This window comes from Aliagarivorans taiwanensis DSM 22990, assembly GCF_000429505.1.
GTDB lineage: Bacteria > Pseudomonadota > Gammaproteobacteria > Enterobacterales > Celerinatantimonadaceae > Aliagarivorans > Aliagarivorans taiwanensis.
In genome coordinates this window covers 104,367-121,420 of record NZ_AUBZ01000003.1, presented here as the reverse complement: position 1 = coordinate 121,420, position 17,054 = coordinate 104,367, and the positions used below count along the sequence as shown (strand labels likewise).

Sequence of the window (17,054 nt, the reverse complement as noted above, 5' to 3'; positions counted from 1 at the left end):
ATGAGAGCGATTCATAGCCTGAAACGGCAGCAAGGCGCAGCCGCCATCATCCTGGCGTTATCATTGGTTCCGTTGTTCGGCCTGACCTTTCTTGCCCTCGAAGGCACCCGCTATGTGCAAAAGCAAGCCCGTTTGCATGACGCGCTAGAGAGCACCGCGCTGGCGCTGGCTAGTGCCAATAACGCGGGGATGGACGAAGACACTGTTGAGCGATTAGGGCAAACCTATGTGAATGCCTATGTGCGCAATCAAAGTAGCGTCGTCAGTTTGGGTGTCGAAAGGCTCGAAGGCGAGGAAGAGGAGACCGAACAGCAGGACGCCTTTGCCTATGTGCAATACTCGATCAGCGCGCAAACCAGCCACCGCTCTTGGTTCTCCTCGGAGGTGATCCCAAGTTTCGCCAGAAACATGAACCTGCAAAGTGGCTCTGCGGCGCGCAATTACTTAGAGGAGTTTGAGCCGCTCGGGTTGGATATCGTGTTTGTGGCAGACTTCTCCGGCTCAATGATGAACGATGGCCATGGGCCCGACTCTAGTGGCAAATACCCCTTGGAGTATCTTAAAGATGCGGTGGAAGCCATCAGCGAGATGGTGCTACAGCCCAACATTGATCCACCGTTGGATGAGGACGGCGAGCCCATCTACAACCGTATTGGCTATGTGCCCTATAACAACCGGACCCAAGAAATCGTGGCGGGCCAACGTCTGTGTGTCTCGCAGACCCGTTACGACAACAACCTACACCCCTACGGCGGCAGGGCCTATGAGCAGATCGATTGGTCAAAGTGGGCGCTGGTGGATCAATATCGAGTCAGAAACTGCGCCAACTCGGCCAGTGCTTGTAGCGACAATGCCTTGCCTACCCCGGTAGAGAGTCGACGCGAGCAGGCGATCACCATCGCCAATGTGATCAGCAGTACCAACCAAGTGAGTTGGATGGTGTCACTTGAGCCCCCGAACTACCTGGATGCAACTGCCACCATTAACGATATGTTCGTGCCAAAACACTTACCCGGTAGCGAGCTGCAGACCACCTTTGATGGTACCGGCGATCACCGGCGCTTCTTTGGCTCTGGCTATGTGCATGTATGTAACTCGCCATTCTGGACCATCGATCTCACCACTGACCTCGAGGATATTACGCCGGCGTGGCAGGAGATGGATATCACCAATGCCAGAGGCTCAACCTCGGTGTATCAGGGAATATTGCGTAGCGCCCAAGTGATGGATCAAGGGCGGCAGCAGGCAGAAGACACTGGACGAATGGAGGCCTACAACAAGCGGCAAAAGATGATCATGATTTTGACCGATGGCCGAGAAACCCCTTACCCCCAATCCAACTCGGTATTCAAGCAACTGGTGGATGCTGGTATGTGCCAAGCCATCAGGGAGCGCTTTAACGCTGAAGACAATCCCATCTATTTGGGGGTGATTGGTATTAACTTCGGTGCGTCCAACCAAGTGGACTACAGCAACTGTGTCGGTAGCGACAACATCCAGGATGTTTACAACTTGGACGAGCTACTGGAAGAAATTACCCGAATGATTCAAAGAGGAACCAGACGCAATGGAGTATCGCGCATTTTCAAGCCCGCTTAAGGGAGTAGTGGCAGTCCTGATGCTGTTCGCATCGCCAAGCTTTGCCAATGATTACGTCGAGGCCTGCGGCACTGGTACGGGGCACTATCAAGTCTCTACGCGCGTTGGCAAGGTTTTAGCGCGCGGCCACCGTGTTGAAGGCTGGGCGTTTAACCCAGTGGCTCATGAGCTGCAAGTTGTCGCTCCGGCGATGAGCGGCTTTGACCAAGATTGCCAGTCTTACGCCAAGCAAAATGCCGGGCGCAGTGAGGCGCGGGTCTATTTTGATTTCGATAAATCGAGTTTGACCAAGGAGTCGCTGGCGGTACTTTCGGCACTGGACCCCAATGCCTTCGGTCAAGAGATTGTACTGGAAGGCCATACCTGCACCCTTGGCAGCCAAGAGTACAATCAGGCGCTGGGAATGCGTCGTGCCGAACAGGTTAAGCAGCAGCTGTTGGCTGGCGAGTTTAGTGACCGCCAGATTGAAGCGCGCAGTCAGGGGCAGAACCAGCCGATTGCCGATAATGCCACTAAACAGGGGCGTGAGCTAAACCGCCGCGTTGATATTACCAGCCAGCTTTAGTGCGGTGCGATTGGGGAGCAAGTGCAGGAGAAAACAGGTGAAAAGAGTTAAACGCACACTCAAGGGTGTGCAGAGTCAGCTGCGCGGTTTTGCTAGTGACCAGCGCGCAGTAACCTCGATTGAATATGGGGTTATTGGTGTGTGTATCGCGCTTATGTTGAGCTTAATTCTTGTCAGCGATGGGGCGTTTCAAAGCGCCATTCGCGAGCTATTGAATGTGCTGACTGGCGAGATCGACGCTATCACCGGTGGCTCATAAGCCAGTTTGCAACTAGCGCTTATAGCAAATAAAGCCACCAGCAAGCTGGTGGCTTTTTCTTACGGTCCTTTCACGGAACTTACATGGAACAAAAGGAGAGGAGTAACTCCTTATTTATATCCATGAAGCTGCATACGCGAGTCGATTAGCTGTTCCAGCTCGTCGTTCTCGATAGGCTCATCATAGATATAAACCTTGATACCGTTGGCTGGTACCTCAGCGCTGATGGAGTTGGCTACCTCAATGGTGTCGCCAGTTTCTGCATCGCGCCAAGAGCCAGGGGTTAGGTAACGGTTTACGCTGATATTGGTCGAGCTGCTGTTTTTGTTGAGCAGTACCAGCGCGGTTTGGTTCACGCCATCGTGCTGGTAAACCCGCAAGATGCTGGCTTCGTTGCCGCGCACGTCGATGTTGAACTGCAGACCGCGTTGCAGGGCTACATTGTCACGACGCATCTGGCCAACTCGGCTAAGTGCTTTGTAGATAGGGTTGCTCTTAGCTTGGTTGATACGGTCCTGACCGAAGAAGTTACGGTTACCGCCATGCTCGGTTTTACACTGCTCAAAGGCCATCTCAGAGCCGTAGTACACAATTGGAATACCGCGGGTGGTGAACAGCCAGTTATGAGCGTTGATAAAGCCGTTGCTGTCGGCACAGATCCGGTCCATATCGTGGTTGTCGTAGAAGGTTGCGGTACGATACGGGTCTTGGATGGTGCCAGTATCGATGTGTAGCACACCCAACATCTTCTCATAACCGGCACCGCCGCCGCCGAAGGTGGCTTTCATGGAGTACATGTAAGGGAAGTCGAGCTTATCCATACCTACGTTCTTCTGCCAGTGTCCGATGCCGCCGGAGTCGATATCGTAGTACTCCCCAAAGGCGTAGAAGTCTTCGCCGCCCACCTCAGGCTTGCGCATTTCTTTGAGGAACTCGCGGAACCAGGCTTCTGACATATGCTTGGTGGTGTCGATACGGAAGGCATCCGCCCCTTGAGCGATCCACTGCTTGTAAGCCCCCACCAGGTAGTCGAATACCTCTTTACCAGCACCGCTTTGGTAGTTGATGTTGAAGTCAGCCAAGGTTGCAAGTTGGTCATTGCCCTTGAACCAATCATGGCCGCCTTGTTGGTTGTTGGTTTGTGCCACCAAGCTACCGTGCTTGTCATACAGCTTGCCGTAGGTTGAGCTGCTGTATTGGTCGCCGGTCATGTCAAACGATGGGCTGCCGTGGTTGGTCACGATATCGAGTACCGTCTTAATGCCGCGGCTGCGCATCTTGTCGGTGAACTCTTTGAAAGTAAAGCCGGGAGACTCCCAGTGAGGGTCGACCTTATAGAAGTTCACACCCCAGTAGCCATGGAAGCCGGTTTTACCTTTATCACAGCCAATCGCCCCTACACCCGGGTGACAGCTGCCGGTAAAGGCTTCGTTCGGGTTCTCGATGATCGGGCTGATCCAGATGGCGCCGAAGCCCATCTCGCTGAGGTAGTCAGCGTTGTTGTAGATGCCTTCAAAGTCACCGCCCATCCAGCCAATGTTAGCCACACCATTCACCGGTTGGTCAAAGGTACAGCGGCCAACAGCACAGCCTTGGTCACGCTGGTCGTTGCCAGTGTTACCGTTGGCGAAGCGGTCGGTCAGCATAAAGTAGATGGCATGCTCAGCGAAGGGCAGCAGGGTACCGTAGGCTTCGATGCTTGGGGCGACCTTGTCATCGTTGCGAATAAAGGTGGCGCTATCGCTGGTGGTGCCTTCGATGTTGCTGGCCATCGCGGTTAGCTCGATGCTTTCGCCGTTAGCGATATGCTCAGCCAACGTGAACTCGGCGTTTAGCTCATGGTCGAGATCCAGCGGTTGGCCGCCCAAGAAGGCTTCCACTTCGTAGATATCATCACCGGAGATATTCACCGAGATAACGCGATCGCCACGCTGCTCGCCGCCTTTCGGGCTGATAACGATGCGTGGGCTCAAGTCGAAGGGGTTGTCGCTGTGTGACTCACAATCGCTGGTGTAGTAGGTGTCGCGGGTGGCTTCTACGTCGCCATCGCCTTCGCGGTCACTACCGCCCAGTACTTTGTCGCCGTTGTTGTTAAGGATGTACCAGATAGAGTTGAGGTCTTTAAAGAACAACTCCACCACGTCGCCCTTGCGTTCGCCACGGAAGGTCGCATCATCTTTACCCACCAAGCCTGAGATGGAGGCACCCGGCCATGCGTCGGAGAAGAACGGGGTATCGCCGCCGTTACGGGTCCAGGCATGGATATGGCTGGCACAGCCATCTTGCACAAAGATGGAGATACCTTGCTCGGGCGCGATGATGGTCACTGAAGCGGTTTTCTTCAGGCCATCTTTTTCAGCGGTAATGGTTGCTGAGCCGGGTTGATTGGCGGTGACTAAGCCTTTGTCGGAGACGCTGGCAACGGCATCGTTGCTGCTGCTCCAGCTAAAGCCATCACGCAGCTCAGAACCATCGCTGTAGATCGCTTTGGCGATGAACAAGCTGCTGCTGCCTTGCTCAATTTGGCTGGCTCCCTGCAAGGTGATCTCGCTAATCGTGGGTAGTTCGCCACCTATCACGCTAATGGTGAGGCTGCGCGACTGGCCGTCTTTGCTTGCTGTCAGAGTGGTGCTACCGGCCGCTTTGGCGTTAACAATGCCATTTGAGTCAACACTGGCAACCGCGCTGTTGCTGCTGTTCCAGCTAAAGCCGTTGGTTACTTTAGATTGGTCTTCGTAAGTGATGGTTGCGAGGTATTGCTCGCTGGCACCCACTTGCAGTTGCTGCGGTCCATCCAGCGTAAAGGAGAGGATCCCAAGATTGCTTGCTTTCACGCTCAGGTTGAACGAGCGGATCACCTTGTCTTTTTCTGCAGAGATGGTGACATCGCCGGCGCTATTGGCAACCAATAGTCCATTGCTGCTGATGCTGGCAACCGCAGTATTCGATGAAGACCATGCTACCTCACGGGTAAAGCTGCCATCGCTGTAGACTGCTCTGGCCTCGAGGCTGGTCATATCGCCAGGCTGCATGCTGCTGGGCGCGTTGCTGATTTGGATATCGGTCACCACCGGTACGCTTACGTCGCTGTTCACGGTAATCGTTGGGCTGGCGGTAACGCCTTGTTTCGATGCGCTCACTTGGGTTGAGCCGGTCGCCTTAGCAACTACCCACCCGTTGTTGTCAACACTGGCCACGGCGCTGTTAGCACTGCTATAGGTAAAGCCGCTATTGCTGGTGCTGTTGTCGCTGTAGTGTGCAGTGGCATTGATCTGCGTGGTTTGCCCAACTTGCAGAACTTGCTCGCCGCTGAGAGTGATCTCGGTGAGTATCACCGTGCTGTCGGTAACAACTTCCACGGTTTTTTGGCCAACTACATCGCCTTTTTGGGCGCTGATGACTACCACCCCAAGTTGATGCCCAGTCACCCAGCCGTTGCTGTCAATAGAGGCAATGGTCGAGTCGCTGCTTCTCCAGCTTACGCCGCCGGTTTCTACGGAATCGTCGTCATAGGAAATCACCGCCTTGAGTTGGGTATTTTCACCCTCAAGGATCTGGCTGACACCCTGAATTTCGATGCTTTTTACTTCTCGTTGTTGTCCGTTATTACTGCTTCCTGATCCGCATCCACTTATCAGTAGCGAAATTATAACGAACACGCCTTACCTGATGCGGCGGGCCATGAGCAGTGTGACTCCCAGGCTCGCATGAGCGAGCAACAGTTAACTGCCACCGTGTATTTTGACCTCGATAAGGCGAAGTTGTCCAAGGCCTCTCGGCAAGTACTTGCTCAGCTAAGCCCTGAGGACTTTAGTGAGGTGATTGCGGTGGAAGGACATACTTGTAGCCTTGGGAGTGACAGTTATAACTTGGCTCTCGCGGCAAGAAGGGCTGAAGGCGTGCGTGATGCGATGCAACACGAAGCCTTTTTCGATAGGCGTTTTGTGGTGAAAAGTTATGGAAAATCAATGCCGATCGCTGATAATGCTAGCGAGCATGGGAGGGCGCTTAATCGGCGGGTGGAAATCAGGAGTCAAAGGTGAGTGAAGACGCGTCAAGGCTGAGTTATGGCCGTCGGAACGGAGATTTAGCGGAGTTTTGGGTATCCGGTTGGCCGGCCAGGCATGCCGAGTTTATCGGCGTGATTCTGTCGTCGCTGTTGTTGATTTATGTCATCTCGCTGTTGCAGCGTGAGCTATCTCCCGAAAGCACCTTTTCACTGACGCGTTACAAAGCGACGGTGTTGATATGCGTTGTTCTCGCTGGGCTTGGACATTATCTGCTGTCGGTGGTGAGCAACGTTGTTCGTTTGCGCCCTTCCCCCCTTAGCTCTCCACTGAGTGGCTATTGGGCGCGGCTCAGCGATACTTCGGATGTCATTGTTCGACTTGTGCTGTTTGTGGTTACCACATGGGTTTACAGCGCTTACTCTTCATTCAAACCTGAGCTGAGCACGATTCAGCCTTTCTATCTCGACCCTATATTGATTGAGTGGGACCGGGCGCTGCACTTTGGGCACGACCCATGGCGCCTAGTGCATGCGCTTATGCCCGGGAAAGCGTGGGCCAGCTTTTTGAGTCAATGCTATTGGATCTGGTTCTTTGTAGTGTGGGGCTTTCATTGTGCATTTTGCTTTTCTTCGTTGGCGCCTCGGTGGCGCGCCCAAGCCGCTCTCGCCTTTGTGCTGTGTTGGCTGGTCAATGGCAATATCGTCGCTTTGCTGCTGTCTTCGGCAGGGCCTTGTTACTACGATTTCTTCTTCGGTGGAAATGGCTACTATGCAGAGCTGTTTCAATCCCTGCAAAGCCACCATCAAATACTGTTATCGGAAGGTAGTCACTCTGGGTTGTTATCGATAGTGCTACAAGAAAAACTCCTGACAGGTTATATCGAAAACTCTGAGTTGCTTGGGCCGGGGATCTCGGCGATGCCGAGTATGCATGTCTCCATGGCGGCTTTGGTGGCTATTAGCTTAAGCGCTATAAAGCGAACCTGGGCGCTGCTGGCATGGCTGTTTTTGGTAGTTATTCAGATAGGCTCTGTCTATTTAGGCTGGCACTACGCCCTAGATGGCTATCTATCCATCATGACAACCTCATTGCTTTGGTGGGTGAGTGGCTGTTTGGTTCGACGTTTTTCTCGCGGGTTCTCTGTGCGGCCCAAGAGTCACCGCCTTGGTTTGTGATGTGTAGATGGTAAACTTAGCCGATATGCCGCAGGCAACGCGATAACATTGCCTGCCAGCTAAGGAGAATATTCTAAAAATGTCACATCTTTCCCCGGCCAATCCACTGAAACGGTTCTATAGCTACTGCAAGCGTGCGCTTGCCCGCTATGACCTTTGGTTGGCGCGTAATGGGCTGGACAAGCCTTGTCGCAGTTGCATTCCCCGCGAGCATGACAAACAAGATTGAGCGCGGCTTTTTTGATAGCCACTGCCACCTCGACTTTGCCCCGTTCGGCGCGTCTCTCGATACCCATCTCGCGGCTTTTCACAAAGCGGGCATCCGTGATTTTCTGATTCCCTCAGTGGGGCCAGACAACTGGCAAACTCTGTTGGCAATAAAAGCGCAGCAGCCGGTTTATATCGCCCTTGGCTACCACCCTTGTTTCCTGCCTGACGATCATAACCAGACCGCGCTTGAGCTAGCCTTGGAGGATTGTGCCCTGCTGGTGGCCGAGCAGCGCCATCAGGTCAGCGCGTGGGGCGAGTGTGGTTTGGATGGGCGCTTTAAAGAGAGCCTGGATTTTCAAGAGTTGGCCTTTCGCCGCCAAGTTTCACTGGCCAATACCCATCAGCTTCCGATAATTGTTCACTCGGTGCGCGAACATGACCGCTGCGCAAAGGTGCTTAGGCAGCAGCAAGCGGCCTATGGCGGCATCATCCACGCCTTTAGTGGCAGCTATCAGCAAGCGGCGCGTTTCGTCGACCTAGGTTTTAAGCTGGGGATTGGCGGCACTATCACCTGGCCGCGCTCCGAGAAGACCCGCAAGGCGATCAAGCGTCTGCCATTGGATGCCTTGGTGCTGGAAACCGATGCGCCGGATATGCCGCTGTATCAAATGGAAACCGACCACAATACCCCGCTCAATCTGCCGCAGATCTTCCAGATACTGTGCGAGTTGCGCGATGAGCCTGCCGAGCAGCTAAAAGAGGCGCTATGGTGCAACACGCAAAACGCGCTGCGTCTGGTTGGTGCAAGCGATTAAATTCTCTCCACACATCTGGTTAACTTTTAATTTTTTTTTACAAATATAAAAACTTTCTGTGATCGACCTCATATTCGAGTTCTTGCCTATGCTTAGACTGTGCTGCACGTGACAGCAAATGTTGCGTTGAGTTCCATTAAAATAACCACAGGGAATACACGGATGAATAAGTTAGGTTTAATTGCAGCTGGCGCGCTAACCTTAGGCGCGTTTAGCGTAAACGCGGCAGAAGTGCCCGAAGACGGAATCCACGCGAACGACTACAAGTGGTTCCAGTTCAACATCATGCATACCATCGATCAGAAGCCAACCTTTGATGGTCAGGATTACAAAGACACCTACCTAGAAATGGAGTTTGGCGGCCGCTCCGGCTTGTTCGATCTGTACGGCTACGTCGATGTGTTTGATATCACCGACAGCAGCAGCAGTAGCAAACATGAAACAGGCGGTCTGTTCATGAAGTTTGCTCCGCGTATGTCTCTGGATTACTTGTTTAATAAGGACCTGTCAGTAGGCCCAGTTCAAGAGTGGTACATCTCTAGCCTCAACAACTTTGACTCCAACTTGCAAGAGCACTTTATCGGTGTCGGTGCTGATGTAAACGTACCGTGGCTGGGTAAAACTGGTATGAACCTGTTTGCTCGTTATAGCGCGAAGAACTTCGGCAACCCCGATGAAGGCAAGTTCAATGGTTATCAATTTTCGATGAACTGGTTTAAGCCATTCTACTTCCTAGAGAATGGTAGCTTCGTGTCATTCCAAGGATACTGGGACCACTTGTTTGGTGCGAGTGATTACAGCGATCAAGCTGGTCGTGTATCTTCTGGTGGCGCTGCGTTCTTCGGTCTCTACTGGCACTCAGATCGCTTTGCTTTGGGTTACGGCGCGAAATACTTTTACGATGTATATGGCCAAGAAGATGGAGCTGCTTCTTTCGTTCCCGGACAACAGGTTGATGCAACTGGCCTCGGCCACTACTTCTCAGCGACCTACAAGTTCTAAGCAATTGGCTTAGTAAACTTCAAGGGCGACATTTAGTCGCCCTTTTTTGATCCCGCTTCTTCGCCTGCAAGTGCTGCGGCCACTGTGTTAAGCAGCTGCTCTGGCGTAAGGCACTCACTCACCAAGCCAGCGCGCATCGCTGGGCTCTGCCCAAGGTTATCGCTATGGCAGTAGTTAAACAGGCAGCGCGCCACTTCAAACAGTGACTCCAGCGGTGCCAGACTTTTAAGTTGGGTGGGCACCTGTTGGCGAACATAGGAGAAGAAGTCCTCACAGGCTCTGGCAGCGGCAAGTTTAAACGGATGGGTGTAATGGTGGCGTGAGGTAATCGGGCAGTAGGCGCCAAACTCGTCCGGATACCAGCGATCGTTCCACCAGCCGACATTATGCCCCTCCGGCGGTATCGCCGTTTCCCCCTGCTGATGGCGGATAATGTAGAACACCTCGGCAAGCTTGGTGTGAATGCGCTCAGCGCAGCCCATCAGAGCCGCTCCTCGGATACAGCTCTCTTGCTCGAGGTAGTGATGGATATGCTGGTGGCTATCGCTAAATACTCGCAGTGCCTGAAAGTGGGCGTAGGCGAGCAGGGCCGGCTTGGCCAGATAGCCGCAGCGCAGCGATTGCAACTCGCCGAGGTTGAGTTCTTCGAAATGGCTGCGCTGCATGGTCTGATCATAACGCTGCCGGAGTGCTTGCAAGATAGACAGCTCATCAAACTGAGCCAAGCGCGAGTCTGGCTTGCTCTGATAAACACCTTCAACCGACATTGGCTGATGGCTGGCGTTGTGGCTATGCAGCAAGATATAGCCGCTGTCGGCGTCGGCGCTGGCCAGCGTCCACAGCCCGCGGTTACCGCAGAATTTGAGCACTTGGCTTTCACTGAGTAGCCGCTGCACCGGCCGCTGTTTGAGCTTCAACTCCTGCTCGCGGCTCCAGCTGCGCAGGCCCTGCGCGAGACGGTTGAGCAGTTGATAGTAGATCTTGGGAGCAATCTCCAGCTGCTGCATGGTCTGCAGCGGCGGTGTGGCGGAGGCTAACGCGAGCAAAATCGCTGGCATATGCTCATTCACCGTCCACCGGCCGAGGGTGTAGACCTTGTGGCAGCTTTTGCAGCGCACCCGGGGATTACCCGCACCAGTGCGGCCGTAGTGCTGGAAATCGGGATTTTGGTCTATCAGCAGGCGTGGGGCGCAGTTGGGGCAAGTATTTACGCGCGGCTGAAAGTGCTGATTTAGCAATTGGCTAAGTAGCTGGCTAACGCTGGCATCGTCGACCCATGGCGGGTAGCTACCGCAGCGTTGGCAATGCAAGGCGCGAAAGCCTAGATGGTAGCTGTCGTGGGTGTAATCGGGGCTATTTACCCGTCCGAGGTTGCTGCAGCCGAAGGACTTACAGCAGTTAAAACTGCGTCTAAATTCCAACATCCGTGTTCTGGAAGAATCCCTTTTCAACATATTAGGTAAATTGCCTATATTTGCAGCGCTACTCTACCGAAATGCGTGATCAAGATCACCTGTTGGTGACGCTGGCATTCCTAGAATCCCCTCATCTCGCGCGAAGACGGATTTTAATCTCAATAGAAGGACCATCGTAATGGGTGAAATAGCAACAGCAACAGCAGCAGGTTTAGTGGTAGGCGCGCTGTTTAGCGCATTGAAATTGCCGCTTCCTGCGCCACCAGTATTGTCGGGAATTATGGGCATCGTAGGGGTTTATTTAGGCGGTATCTTGTTTAAAACCCTGGTCTCGTAACACACCGACTATATTCAATAGGCTGGGCCCTACACGGCTTGGCCAACCACCAGCCAAAGACGCAAAGTAATTCGTCTGGTTAGAAGGAATTTGCCATGACAAGCCTGTTAGAGCAGTTAAAACAACACACCGTAGTGGTTGCCGATAGCGGCGATTTCAACGCCATCGCCGACTACCAAGCCGAAGACGCCACCACCAACCCCTCACTGATTCTCAACGCCCTGCAAAGCGAGCAAGGTGCTGCAATGATTGAGCAGGCCGCTAGCTGGGCCAAGCAGCAATCATCTGATCGTCAGCAGCAATTACTCGACGCCGCCGATTATCTGGCGGTAGCGATTGGTCAAAAGCTACTGGCTATCGTTCCGGGTCGGGTATCCAGCGAAGTGGATGCACGCCTCTCTTACGACACCGAGGCCAGCGTGGCGCGAGCCCGTAAGCTGATTGCGATGTATCAACAGCAAGGCATCGATAAGCAGCGCATTCTGATCAAGTTGGCATCGACTTGGCAGGGAATCCGAGCCGCTGAGCAGCTGGAGAAGGAAGGCATCAACTGTAACCTGACCCTGTTGTTCTCGTTCGCTCAGGCGCGCGCTTGTGCAGAGGCCGGCGTATTTCTGATTTCACCGTTCGTGGGCCGGATCCTCGATTGGTACAACAAGAACCAGCCTGCAGACTACTCCGGTGATAACGACCCGGGCGTACAGTCGGTGAAAGGCATCTATGACTTCTACAAAAAGCACGGTTACAGCACTGTGGTGATGGGCGCGAGCTTCCGCAACAGCGGTGAGATCCTCTCCTTAGCTGGCTGTGACCGCCTGACCATCAGCCCGGCACTACTCGATGAGCTAGCGAACACCGAGGGCACCCTTGAGGTCGCTCTTAAGCCTGCCAGCGAGGTGCAAGCAGCGCCTACCGCGCTGTCAGAATCTGAGTTTTTGTGGCAGCACAACCAAGATGCCATGGCGGTGGAGAAGTTGGCCGAAGGTATTCGCAACTTTGCCATCGACCAAGAAAAACTGGAGCAGCAGATCGCTGCTCACCTGTAACCACCAACATAATTGGTAAATAACAAAAAGTGGCAGCTAAAAAGTTGGAAAAAACGTGATGTAGGGCAGTTTGTGCAGCCTTGTGATGACCAACAATTAGCCCACTCCATGGATGGGTCATGGATAGAGATTAACTCTGCCACGTATATTAAGTAAGGAGTGTTATGAGTGTTTTAATGAGTTTGGTTGGTATCGCCAGCCTGTTGGCAATAGCCCTGCTATTGTCGGATAACAAGGGTGCCATCAAGCCTCGCACTGTAGTCGGTGCTTTTTTGATTCAGGCCGGTTTTGGTGCCTTTGTACTGTACCTGCCCTTCGGCCAAGCGGTGCTTGAAGCGGTATCCGGTGCAGTTCAGTCGGTGATCGACAGTGCACAGGCTGGTTTGGCCTTCCTGTTTGGCCCGCTGGTACATGGTCAGATGTTTGAAGTGTTCGGCAACAACGGCTTTGTGTTTGCCCTGCGAGTGTTGCCGATTATCGTATTCTTCTCGTCGCTGATTGCAGTGCTTTACTATCTGGGTATTATGCAGTGGATCATCAAAATCATCGGTGGCGCACTGCAAAAAGCCTTGCAAACTCACCGCCCTGAGTCGATGTCTGCAACAGCCAACATCTTCGTGGGTCAAACTGAAGCGCCGCTGGTGGTTCGCCCCTTTATCCCTAAGATGACTCAATCTGAGCTGTTCGCCATTATGGTGGGTGGTCTGGCATCGGTTGCCGGTTCCGTTCTAGCTGGCTATGCCGGTCTGGGCGTAGAGCTGAAGTACCTGATTGCTGCGTCTTTCATGGCGGCGCCAGGTGGTCTGTTGATGGCGAAAATCATCAAGCCTGAGACCGACTTTAACGAGCAAAACATCGACCACGTACTGGACGACGAAGACAAGCCGGCCAACGTTATCGATGCCGCCGCATCGGGTGCAAGCTCGGGTATGCAGCTAGCGATGAACGTAGGTGCCATGCTGCTGGCCTTTATCGGTCTGATTGCGTTGATGAACAACTTTGTGGGTTGGGCCGGTGGTCTGTTCGGTCAGCCTGATCTCACTATCCAAATCATCTTGGGTTACATCTTTGCACCGCTGGCATGGCTGATTGGTGTGCCATGGGCAGAAGCGGTACAAGCGGGTAGCTTTATTGGTCAGAAACTGATCGTTAACGAGTTCGTGGCCTACATCGATTTCGTACAAGTGAAAGAAACCCTGAGCACCCAGACTCAGGTGATCGTGACTTTCGCACTGTGTGGCTTTGCCAACCTGTCATCTATCGCCATCTTGTTGGGCGGCCTAGGTGGTATGGCACCGAGTCGTCGTAGCGATATCGCGAAAATGGGCCTGAAAGCAGTAGTGGCTGCATCTCTGGCCAACCTGATGAGCGCGGCTCTGGCTGGCTTCTTCATCGGTCTACAGTAAAACGGATAAGGGAGGTTCGCCTCCCTTTGGATAGAGGAATACCACGTGTTTGATAAACAACTGCCGGTGCTGGATTTACACCGACACTTAGATGGAAATGTCCGGGTTGAAACGGTGTGGGAGCTGGCTCAGCAGTTTGCTATGCCGCTGCCTGCTGAGAGCATCGACAAGATGCGCCCACTGGTTCAGATTCAAGGCAAAGAGAATGACCTATTGGGTTTTCTTGCCAAGCTGGACTGGATGGTGAAAGTGCTCGGCGACTTGGATGCTGTTAAACGCGTGGCGATTGAAAATGTTGAAGATGCCGCTCGCTCCGGCCTGGACTACACCGAACTGCGCTTTAGCCCTTACTACATGGCAGAAACCCATAACCTGCCGATGGAAGGTGTGATTGAAGCGGTGGCTGACGGGGTGCGTAGCGCCTGCCAAAGCCAGGATGTTCAGGTCAAGCTGATCGGCATTATGTCGCGCTCCTACGGGGTGGAAAACTGCACCCGCGAGCTCGACGCCATTTTGGCGCAACGCAAGCACTTTACCGCTGTCGACTTGGCCGGTAACGAAGCGGGCTTCCCCGGCGAGTTGTTTGTTGAACACTTCAAGCGGGTGCGTGATGCGTCACTTAATGTAACCATTCACGCCGGTGAGGCCTTAGGCCCACAAAGCATCTGGCAAGCGATTGAGCACCTCGGTGCCCAGCGTATCGGCCATGGGGTGAATGCTATCCAAGACTTGGCTTTGATGGACACTCTGGCCCAGCGCCAGATCGGCATTGAGTCCTGCCCAAGCAGCAACCTGCACACCTCCACGGTGGCAACGATTGAAGAACATCCGCTTCCACGCTTTTTGGATGCGGGTATTTGTGCCGGTTTGAATACCGACGATCCCGGTGTCAGCAATATCGACATCGGCCACGAATACCGGGTCGTCCGCGAGCAAATGGGGCTCGACGACGAGGCGATCCAAACCCTACAACGCAATGGTCTGGCCATGGCGTTTATGTCTGATGATGAGCGTCGCCAGCTGTTGGCCCGCAAGCAATCAACTAACTAAGGACGAAACATGTCTGCACAATTGAAACAAATCGCCCAACAAGCCCTGAGCTTGATGGACCTGACTACCCTGAACGAAGACGACACCCGCGAGCGCGTAGCTGCCTTGTGCGATCAGGCCAAAACCGAGGTCGGTCAGGTTGCTGCAATTTGTATCTATCCGCGCTTTATTCCCTTCGCCCGTCGCTATCTCAAAGAGATCGGCGCCAGTGAAGTGAAGATTGCCACTGTGACCAACTTCCCGCTGGGTGAAGCCGATATCGAATTGGCGGTAGCGGAAACCCGCGCAGCAGTGGCCTACGGCGCAGACGAAGTTGACGTGGTGTTCCCATGGCGTGCCCTGCAAGGTGGCGACGAGCAGGTTGGCTTTGAGCTGGTAAAAGCTTGTAAAGCCGCCTGTGGCGACGTGCTGCTGAAGGTGATCATTGAAAGTGGTGAGCTATCTGAGCCTGCCCTGATTAGCAAAGCCAGCGAACTGTCGATTAAGGCCGGTGCAGACTTTATTAAAACCTCGACCGGTAAGGTGCCGGTTAACGCCACCCCAGAAGCGGCCGAGCTGATGCTACAAGCGATTGCCGATCACAATCCGGCGTGTGGCTTTAAAGCTGCGGGTGGTGTGAAGAGCGCCGAGCAAGCCGATGTCTACCTGAGCAAGGCGCGCACCATTTTGGGTGAAGATTGGGTGAGCGAGCGTCACTTCCGCTTTGGCGCATCAAGCCTGTTGGCGGCGCTGAAAGCGACCATCGAAGGCGACGACAACGCCTCTGCTGGTGAAGGCTACTAAGCCCCCGGCTGATACAAGCAGTAACAGAACGAACAGAGCAGGAACGCACGATGTTGTTACCACAGGAAATTATTCAGACCAAGCGCGACGGCGGCGAGCTCACTGGTGAGCAGATCCGCAGCTTTGTCGCGGGGATTGCCGATGACAGCCTAAGTGATGGCCAAATCGCCGCTTTTGCCATGGCCACCTTCTTTCAAGGCATGAGCGCTGATGAGCGCGCCGAGCTTACCATGGCCATGCGCGACTCGGGCGAGGTGCTCAACTGGCAAGCCGCTGGCGTCACCGGGCCATTGCTCGATAAGCACTCCACCGGTGGTGTAGGCGATCTGACCTCGCTATTGCTGGGGCCAATGCTGGCTGCCTGTGGGGCACATGTGCCGATGATCTCCGGTCGTGGCCTTGGCCATACCGGAGGCACACTGGATAAGCTTGAAGCGATCCCCGGCTATTCGGTCACCCCAAGCCCTGAGGTATTCGAGCAAGCGGTTAAAGCGCCGGGCATTGCCATCGTCGGCCAAAGCGGCCAGCTGGCACCGGCCGATAAGCGTTTTTACGCAGTGCGTGATGTGACCGCCACGGTGGACTCGCTACCGCTGATCACCGCTTCTATTCTCAGCAAAAAGCTGGCCGAAGGGCTGGATGCCTTGGTGATGGATGTAAAAGTCGGTAACGGCGCGTTTATGCCCTCCTATGAGCAGAGCAAAGAGCTGGCCGAAGCGATCGTTCAGGTCTGTGAAGCCGCTGGCGTACGCTGCCGGGCTTGGCTGACCGATATGAATCAGCCACTGGCCTCGGCCGCGGGTAATGCGCTGGAAATTGTTGAGGTGATCAAGTATTTACAAGGCGATACCAGTAACGCACGCCTGCATGAAGTGACCATGGCCTTGGCCGAAGACATGCTGCTGCTGGGCAAGCTTGCCGACAGTCGCGAGCAAGCGCGTGAGCAGCTAATGGCTAGCATTGAAAATGGCGAAGCGCTACGTCGCTTCGGTGCGATGGTTGAGCAGTTAGGTGGCCCCAGCGACTTCTGTGCACGCTACCAAGAGTACCTACCTAAGGCGGCGGTGATTAAACCTGTACTGGCCGAGCAGGCTGGCTTTGTCAGCGAGGTGGACAGCAAAGCCTTAGGCATGGCGGTGGTCGCCATGGGTGGTGGTCGCCAGCATCCTAAAGACCAGCTGGATTACAGCGTTGGCCTATCTCAGATCGTGAGTTTAGGTGATTATGTCGACGTGGATCAGCCTCTGATGGTGATCCACGCCAGCAGCGAGCAACAATGGCAGCACGCTGCCGCATTGGTACGAGAGGCTCTGGTTCAGAGCGAAGCCGCACCTCAGCTACCTGAGTCTGCGCTCTACCAATGCATTGTGAAAGAGGACTAG

General features: G+C 54.0%; 16 protein-coding genes. 14 read left to right on the top strand and 2 right to left on the bottom strand.

Annotated features, from left to right (window positions below):
- From G462_RS0103460 to G462_RS21625, 3 genes are read left to right on the top strand one after another with little or no spacing between them, the layout of a single operon-like run.
- Nucleotides 1–1,599: a TadE/TadG family type IV pilus assembly protein gene (locus G462_RS0103460; protein WP_026957745.1), complete on the top strand. Its 1,599-nt coding sequence runs from the start codon at nucleotides 1–3 to the stop codon at nucleotides 1,597–1,599.
- Between the two features lie 7 nt (nucleotides 1,600–1,606).
- Nucleotides 1,607–2,164 carry an OmpA family protein gene (locus G462_RS23760; protein ID WP_169720132.1) on the top strand — a complete coding sequence of 186 codons (558 nt, stop codon included), beginning with the start codon at nucleotides 1,607–1,609 and terminating at the stop codon, nucleotides 2,162–2,164.
- A 37-nt stretch (nucleotides 2,165–2,201) separates the two neighbouring features.
- The gene (locus G462_RS21625) at nucleotides 2,202–2,423 is read left to right on the top strand and encodes a Flp family type IVb pilin (protein WP_157378541.1); all 222 of its coding nucleotides are present in this window, start codon (nucleotides 2,202–2,204) and stop codon (nucleotides 2,421–2,423) included.
- A 110-nt stretch (nucleotides 2,424–2,533) separates the two neighbouring features.
- On the opposite strand, the gene G462_RS24145 is transcribed toward G462_RS21625, so the two are convergent.
- Nucleotides 2,534–6,082 (bottom strand): Ig-like domain-containing protein, encoded by a 3,549-nt coding sequence (locus G462_RS24145; RefSeq protein WP_084404907.1) that lies wholly within the window; start codon nucleotides 6,080–6,082, stop codon nucleotides 2,534–2,536.
- A gap of 48 nt (nucleotides 6,083–6,130) precedes the next feature.
- On the opposite strand from G462_RS24145, the gene G462_RS21620 reads away from it, so the two are divergent.
- The 5 genes from G462_RS21620 to G462_RS0103420 all read left to right on the top strand — a co-directional run bounded on the left by G462_RS21620 (nucleotide 6,131) and on the right by G462_RS0103420 (nucleotide 9,635).
- On the top strand, nucleotides 6,131–6,466 hold the full coding sequence (locus G462_RS21620; protein WP_051326497.1) for an OmpA family protein: 336 nt from the start codon (nucleotides 6,131–6,133) through the stop codon (nucleotides 6,464–6,466).
- Nucleotides 6,463–7,608, top strand: coding sequence for a phosphatase PAP2 family protein (locus tag G462_RS21615; RefSeq protein WP_051326496.1), 1,146 nt, complete (start codon nucleotides 6,463–6,465; stop codon nucleotides 7,606–7,608). Before G462_RS21620 ends, G462_RS21615 begins: the two co-directional genes overlap by 4 nt.
- A gap of 79 nt (nucleotides 7,609–7,687) precedes the next feature.
- Complete coding sequence (locus tag G462_RS24640; protein WP_169720131.1) at nucleotides 7,688–7,837, top strand: hypothetical protein; 150 nt, start codon at nucleotides 7,688–7,690, stop codon at nucleotides 7,835–7,837.
- Nucleotides 7,821–8,633, top strand: a complete 813-nt coding sequence (locus G462_RS0103425) for a TatD family hydrolase (RefSeq protein WP_026957744.1) — start codon at nucleotides 7,821–7,823, stop codon at nucleotides 8,631–8,633. Before G462_RS24640 ends, G462_RS0103425 begins: the two co-directional genes overlap by 17 nt.
- Nucleotides 8,634–8,795: 162 nt before the next feature.
- Nucleotides 8,796–9,635, top strand: coding sequence for a nucleoside-specific channel-forming Tsx family protein (locus G462_RS0103420; RefSeq protein WP_026957743.1), 840 nt, complete (start codon nucleotides 8,796–8,798; stop codon nucleotides 9,633–9,635).
- 32 nt (nucleotides 9,636–9,667) lie between these two features.
- Here the strand turns inward: G462_RS0103420 and G462_RS23755 are convergent, their stop codons facing one another.
- Complete coding sequence (locus G462_RS23755; RefSeq protein ID WP_051326495.1) at nucleotides 9,668–11,059, bottom strand: hypothetical protein; 1,392 nt, start codon at nucleotides 11,057–11,059, stop codon at nucleotides 9,668–9,670.
- Between the two features lie 169 nt (nucleotides 11,060–11,228).
- Between G462_RS23755 and G462_RS21610 the strand changes: the two genes are divergently transcribed.
- The 6 genes from G462_RS21610 (at nucleotide 11,229) to deoA (ending at nucleotide 17,054) form a co-directional block, all read left to right on the top strand.
- Nucleotides 11,229–11,387 (top strand): XapX domain-containing protein, encoded by a 159-nt coding sequence (locus tag G462_RS21610; protein ID WP_035476629.1) that lies wholly within the window; start codon nucleotides 11,229–11,231, stop codon nucleotides 11,385–11,387.
- A 95-nt stretch (nucleotides 11,388–11,482) separates the two neighbouring features.
- Nucleotides 11,483–12,433 carry a transaldolase gene (tal, locus tag G462_RS0103395; RefSeq protein ID WP_026957741.1) on the top strand — a complete coding sequence of 317 codons (951 nt, stop codon included), beginning with the start codon at nucleotides 11,483–11,485 and terminating at the stop codon, nucleotides 12,431–12,433.
- 164 nt (nucleotides 12,434–12,597) lie between these two features.
- Nucleotides 12,598–13,839: a NupC/NupG family nucleoside CNT transporter gene (locus tag G462_RS0103390; protein ID WP_026957740.1), complete on the top strand. Its 1,242-nt coding sequence runs from the start codon at nucleotides 12,598–12,600 to the stop codon at nucleotides 13,837–13,839.
- Between the two features lie 45 nt (nucleotides 13,840–13,884).
- Nucleotides 13,885–14,889, top strand: coding sequence for an adenosine deaminase (gene add, locus G462_RS0103385; RefSeq protein ID WP_026957739.1), 1,005 nt, complete (start codon nucleotides 13,885–13,887; stop codon nucleotides 14,887–14,889).
- A 9-nt stretch (nucleotides 14,890–14,898) separates the two neighbouring features.
- Nucleotides 14,899–15,672, top strand: coding sequence for a deoxyribose-phosphate aldolase (gene deoC, locus G462_RS0103380; protein ID WP_026957738.1), 774 nt, complete (start codon nucleotides 14,899–14,901; stop codon nucleotides 15,670–15,672).
- 50 nt (nucleotides 15,673–15,722) lie between these two features.
- Nucleotides 15,723–17,054 (top strand): thymidine phosphorylase, encoded by a 1,332-nt coding sequence (deoA, locus tag G462_RS0103375; RefSeq protein WP_026957737.1) that lies wholly within the window; start codon nucleotides 15,723–15,725, stop codon nucleotides 17,052–17,054.

What these genes read in the sequence shown, in the direction of transcription:
- G462_RS0103460 (WP_026957745.1), top strand. Translation starts at nt 1, where the DNA reads ATGAGAGCGATTCATAGCCTGAAACGGCAGCAAGGCGCAGCCGCCATC.
- G462_RS21620 (WP_051326497.1), top strand. Translation starts at nt 6,131, where the DNA reads ATGAGCGAGCAACAGTTAACTGCCACCGTGTATTTTGACCTCGATAAG.
- G462_RS24640 (WP_169720131.1), top strand. Translation starts at nt 7,688, where the DNA reads ATGTCACATCTTTCCCCGGCCAATCCACTGAAACGGTTCTATAGCTAC.
- G462_RS0103425 (WP_026957744.1), top strand. Translation starts at nt 7,821, where the DNA reads ATGACAAACAAGATTGAGCGCGGCTTTTTTGATAGCCACTGCCACCTC.
- G462_RS0103420 (WP_026957743.1), top strand. Translation starts at nt 8,796, where the DNA reads ATGAATAAGTTAGGTTTAATTGCAGCTGGCGCGCTAACCTTAGGCGCG.
- G462_RS23755 (WP_051326495.1), bottom strand. Translation starts at nt 11,059, where the DNA reads ATGTTGGAATTTAGACGCAGTTTTAACTGCTGTAAGTCCTTCGGCTGC.
- G462_RS21610 (WP_035476629.1), top strand. Translation starts at nt 11,229, where the DNA reads ATGGGTGAAATAGCAACAGCAACAGCAGCAGGTTTAGTGGTAGGCGCG.
- tal (WP_026957741.1), top strand. Translation starts at nt 11,483, where the DNA reads ATGACAAGCCTGTTAGAGCAGTTAAAACAACACACCGTAGTGGTTGCC.
- G462_RS0103390 (WP_026957740.1), top strand. Translation starts at nt 12,598, where the DNA reads ATGAGTGTTTTAATGAGTTTGGTTGGTATCGCCAGCCTGTTGGCAATA.
- deoC (WP_026957738.1), top strand. Translation starts at nt 14,899, where the DNA reads ATGTCTGCACAATTGAAACAAATCGCCCAACAAGCCCTGAGCTTGATG.
- deoA (WP_026957737.1), top strand. Translation starts at nt 15,723, where the DNA reads ATGTTGTTACCACAGGAAATTATTCAGACCAAGCGCGACGGCGGCGAG.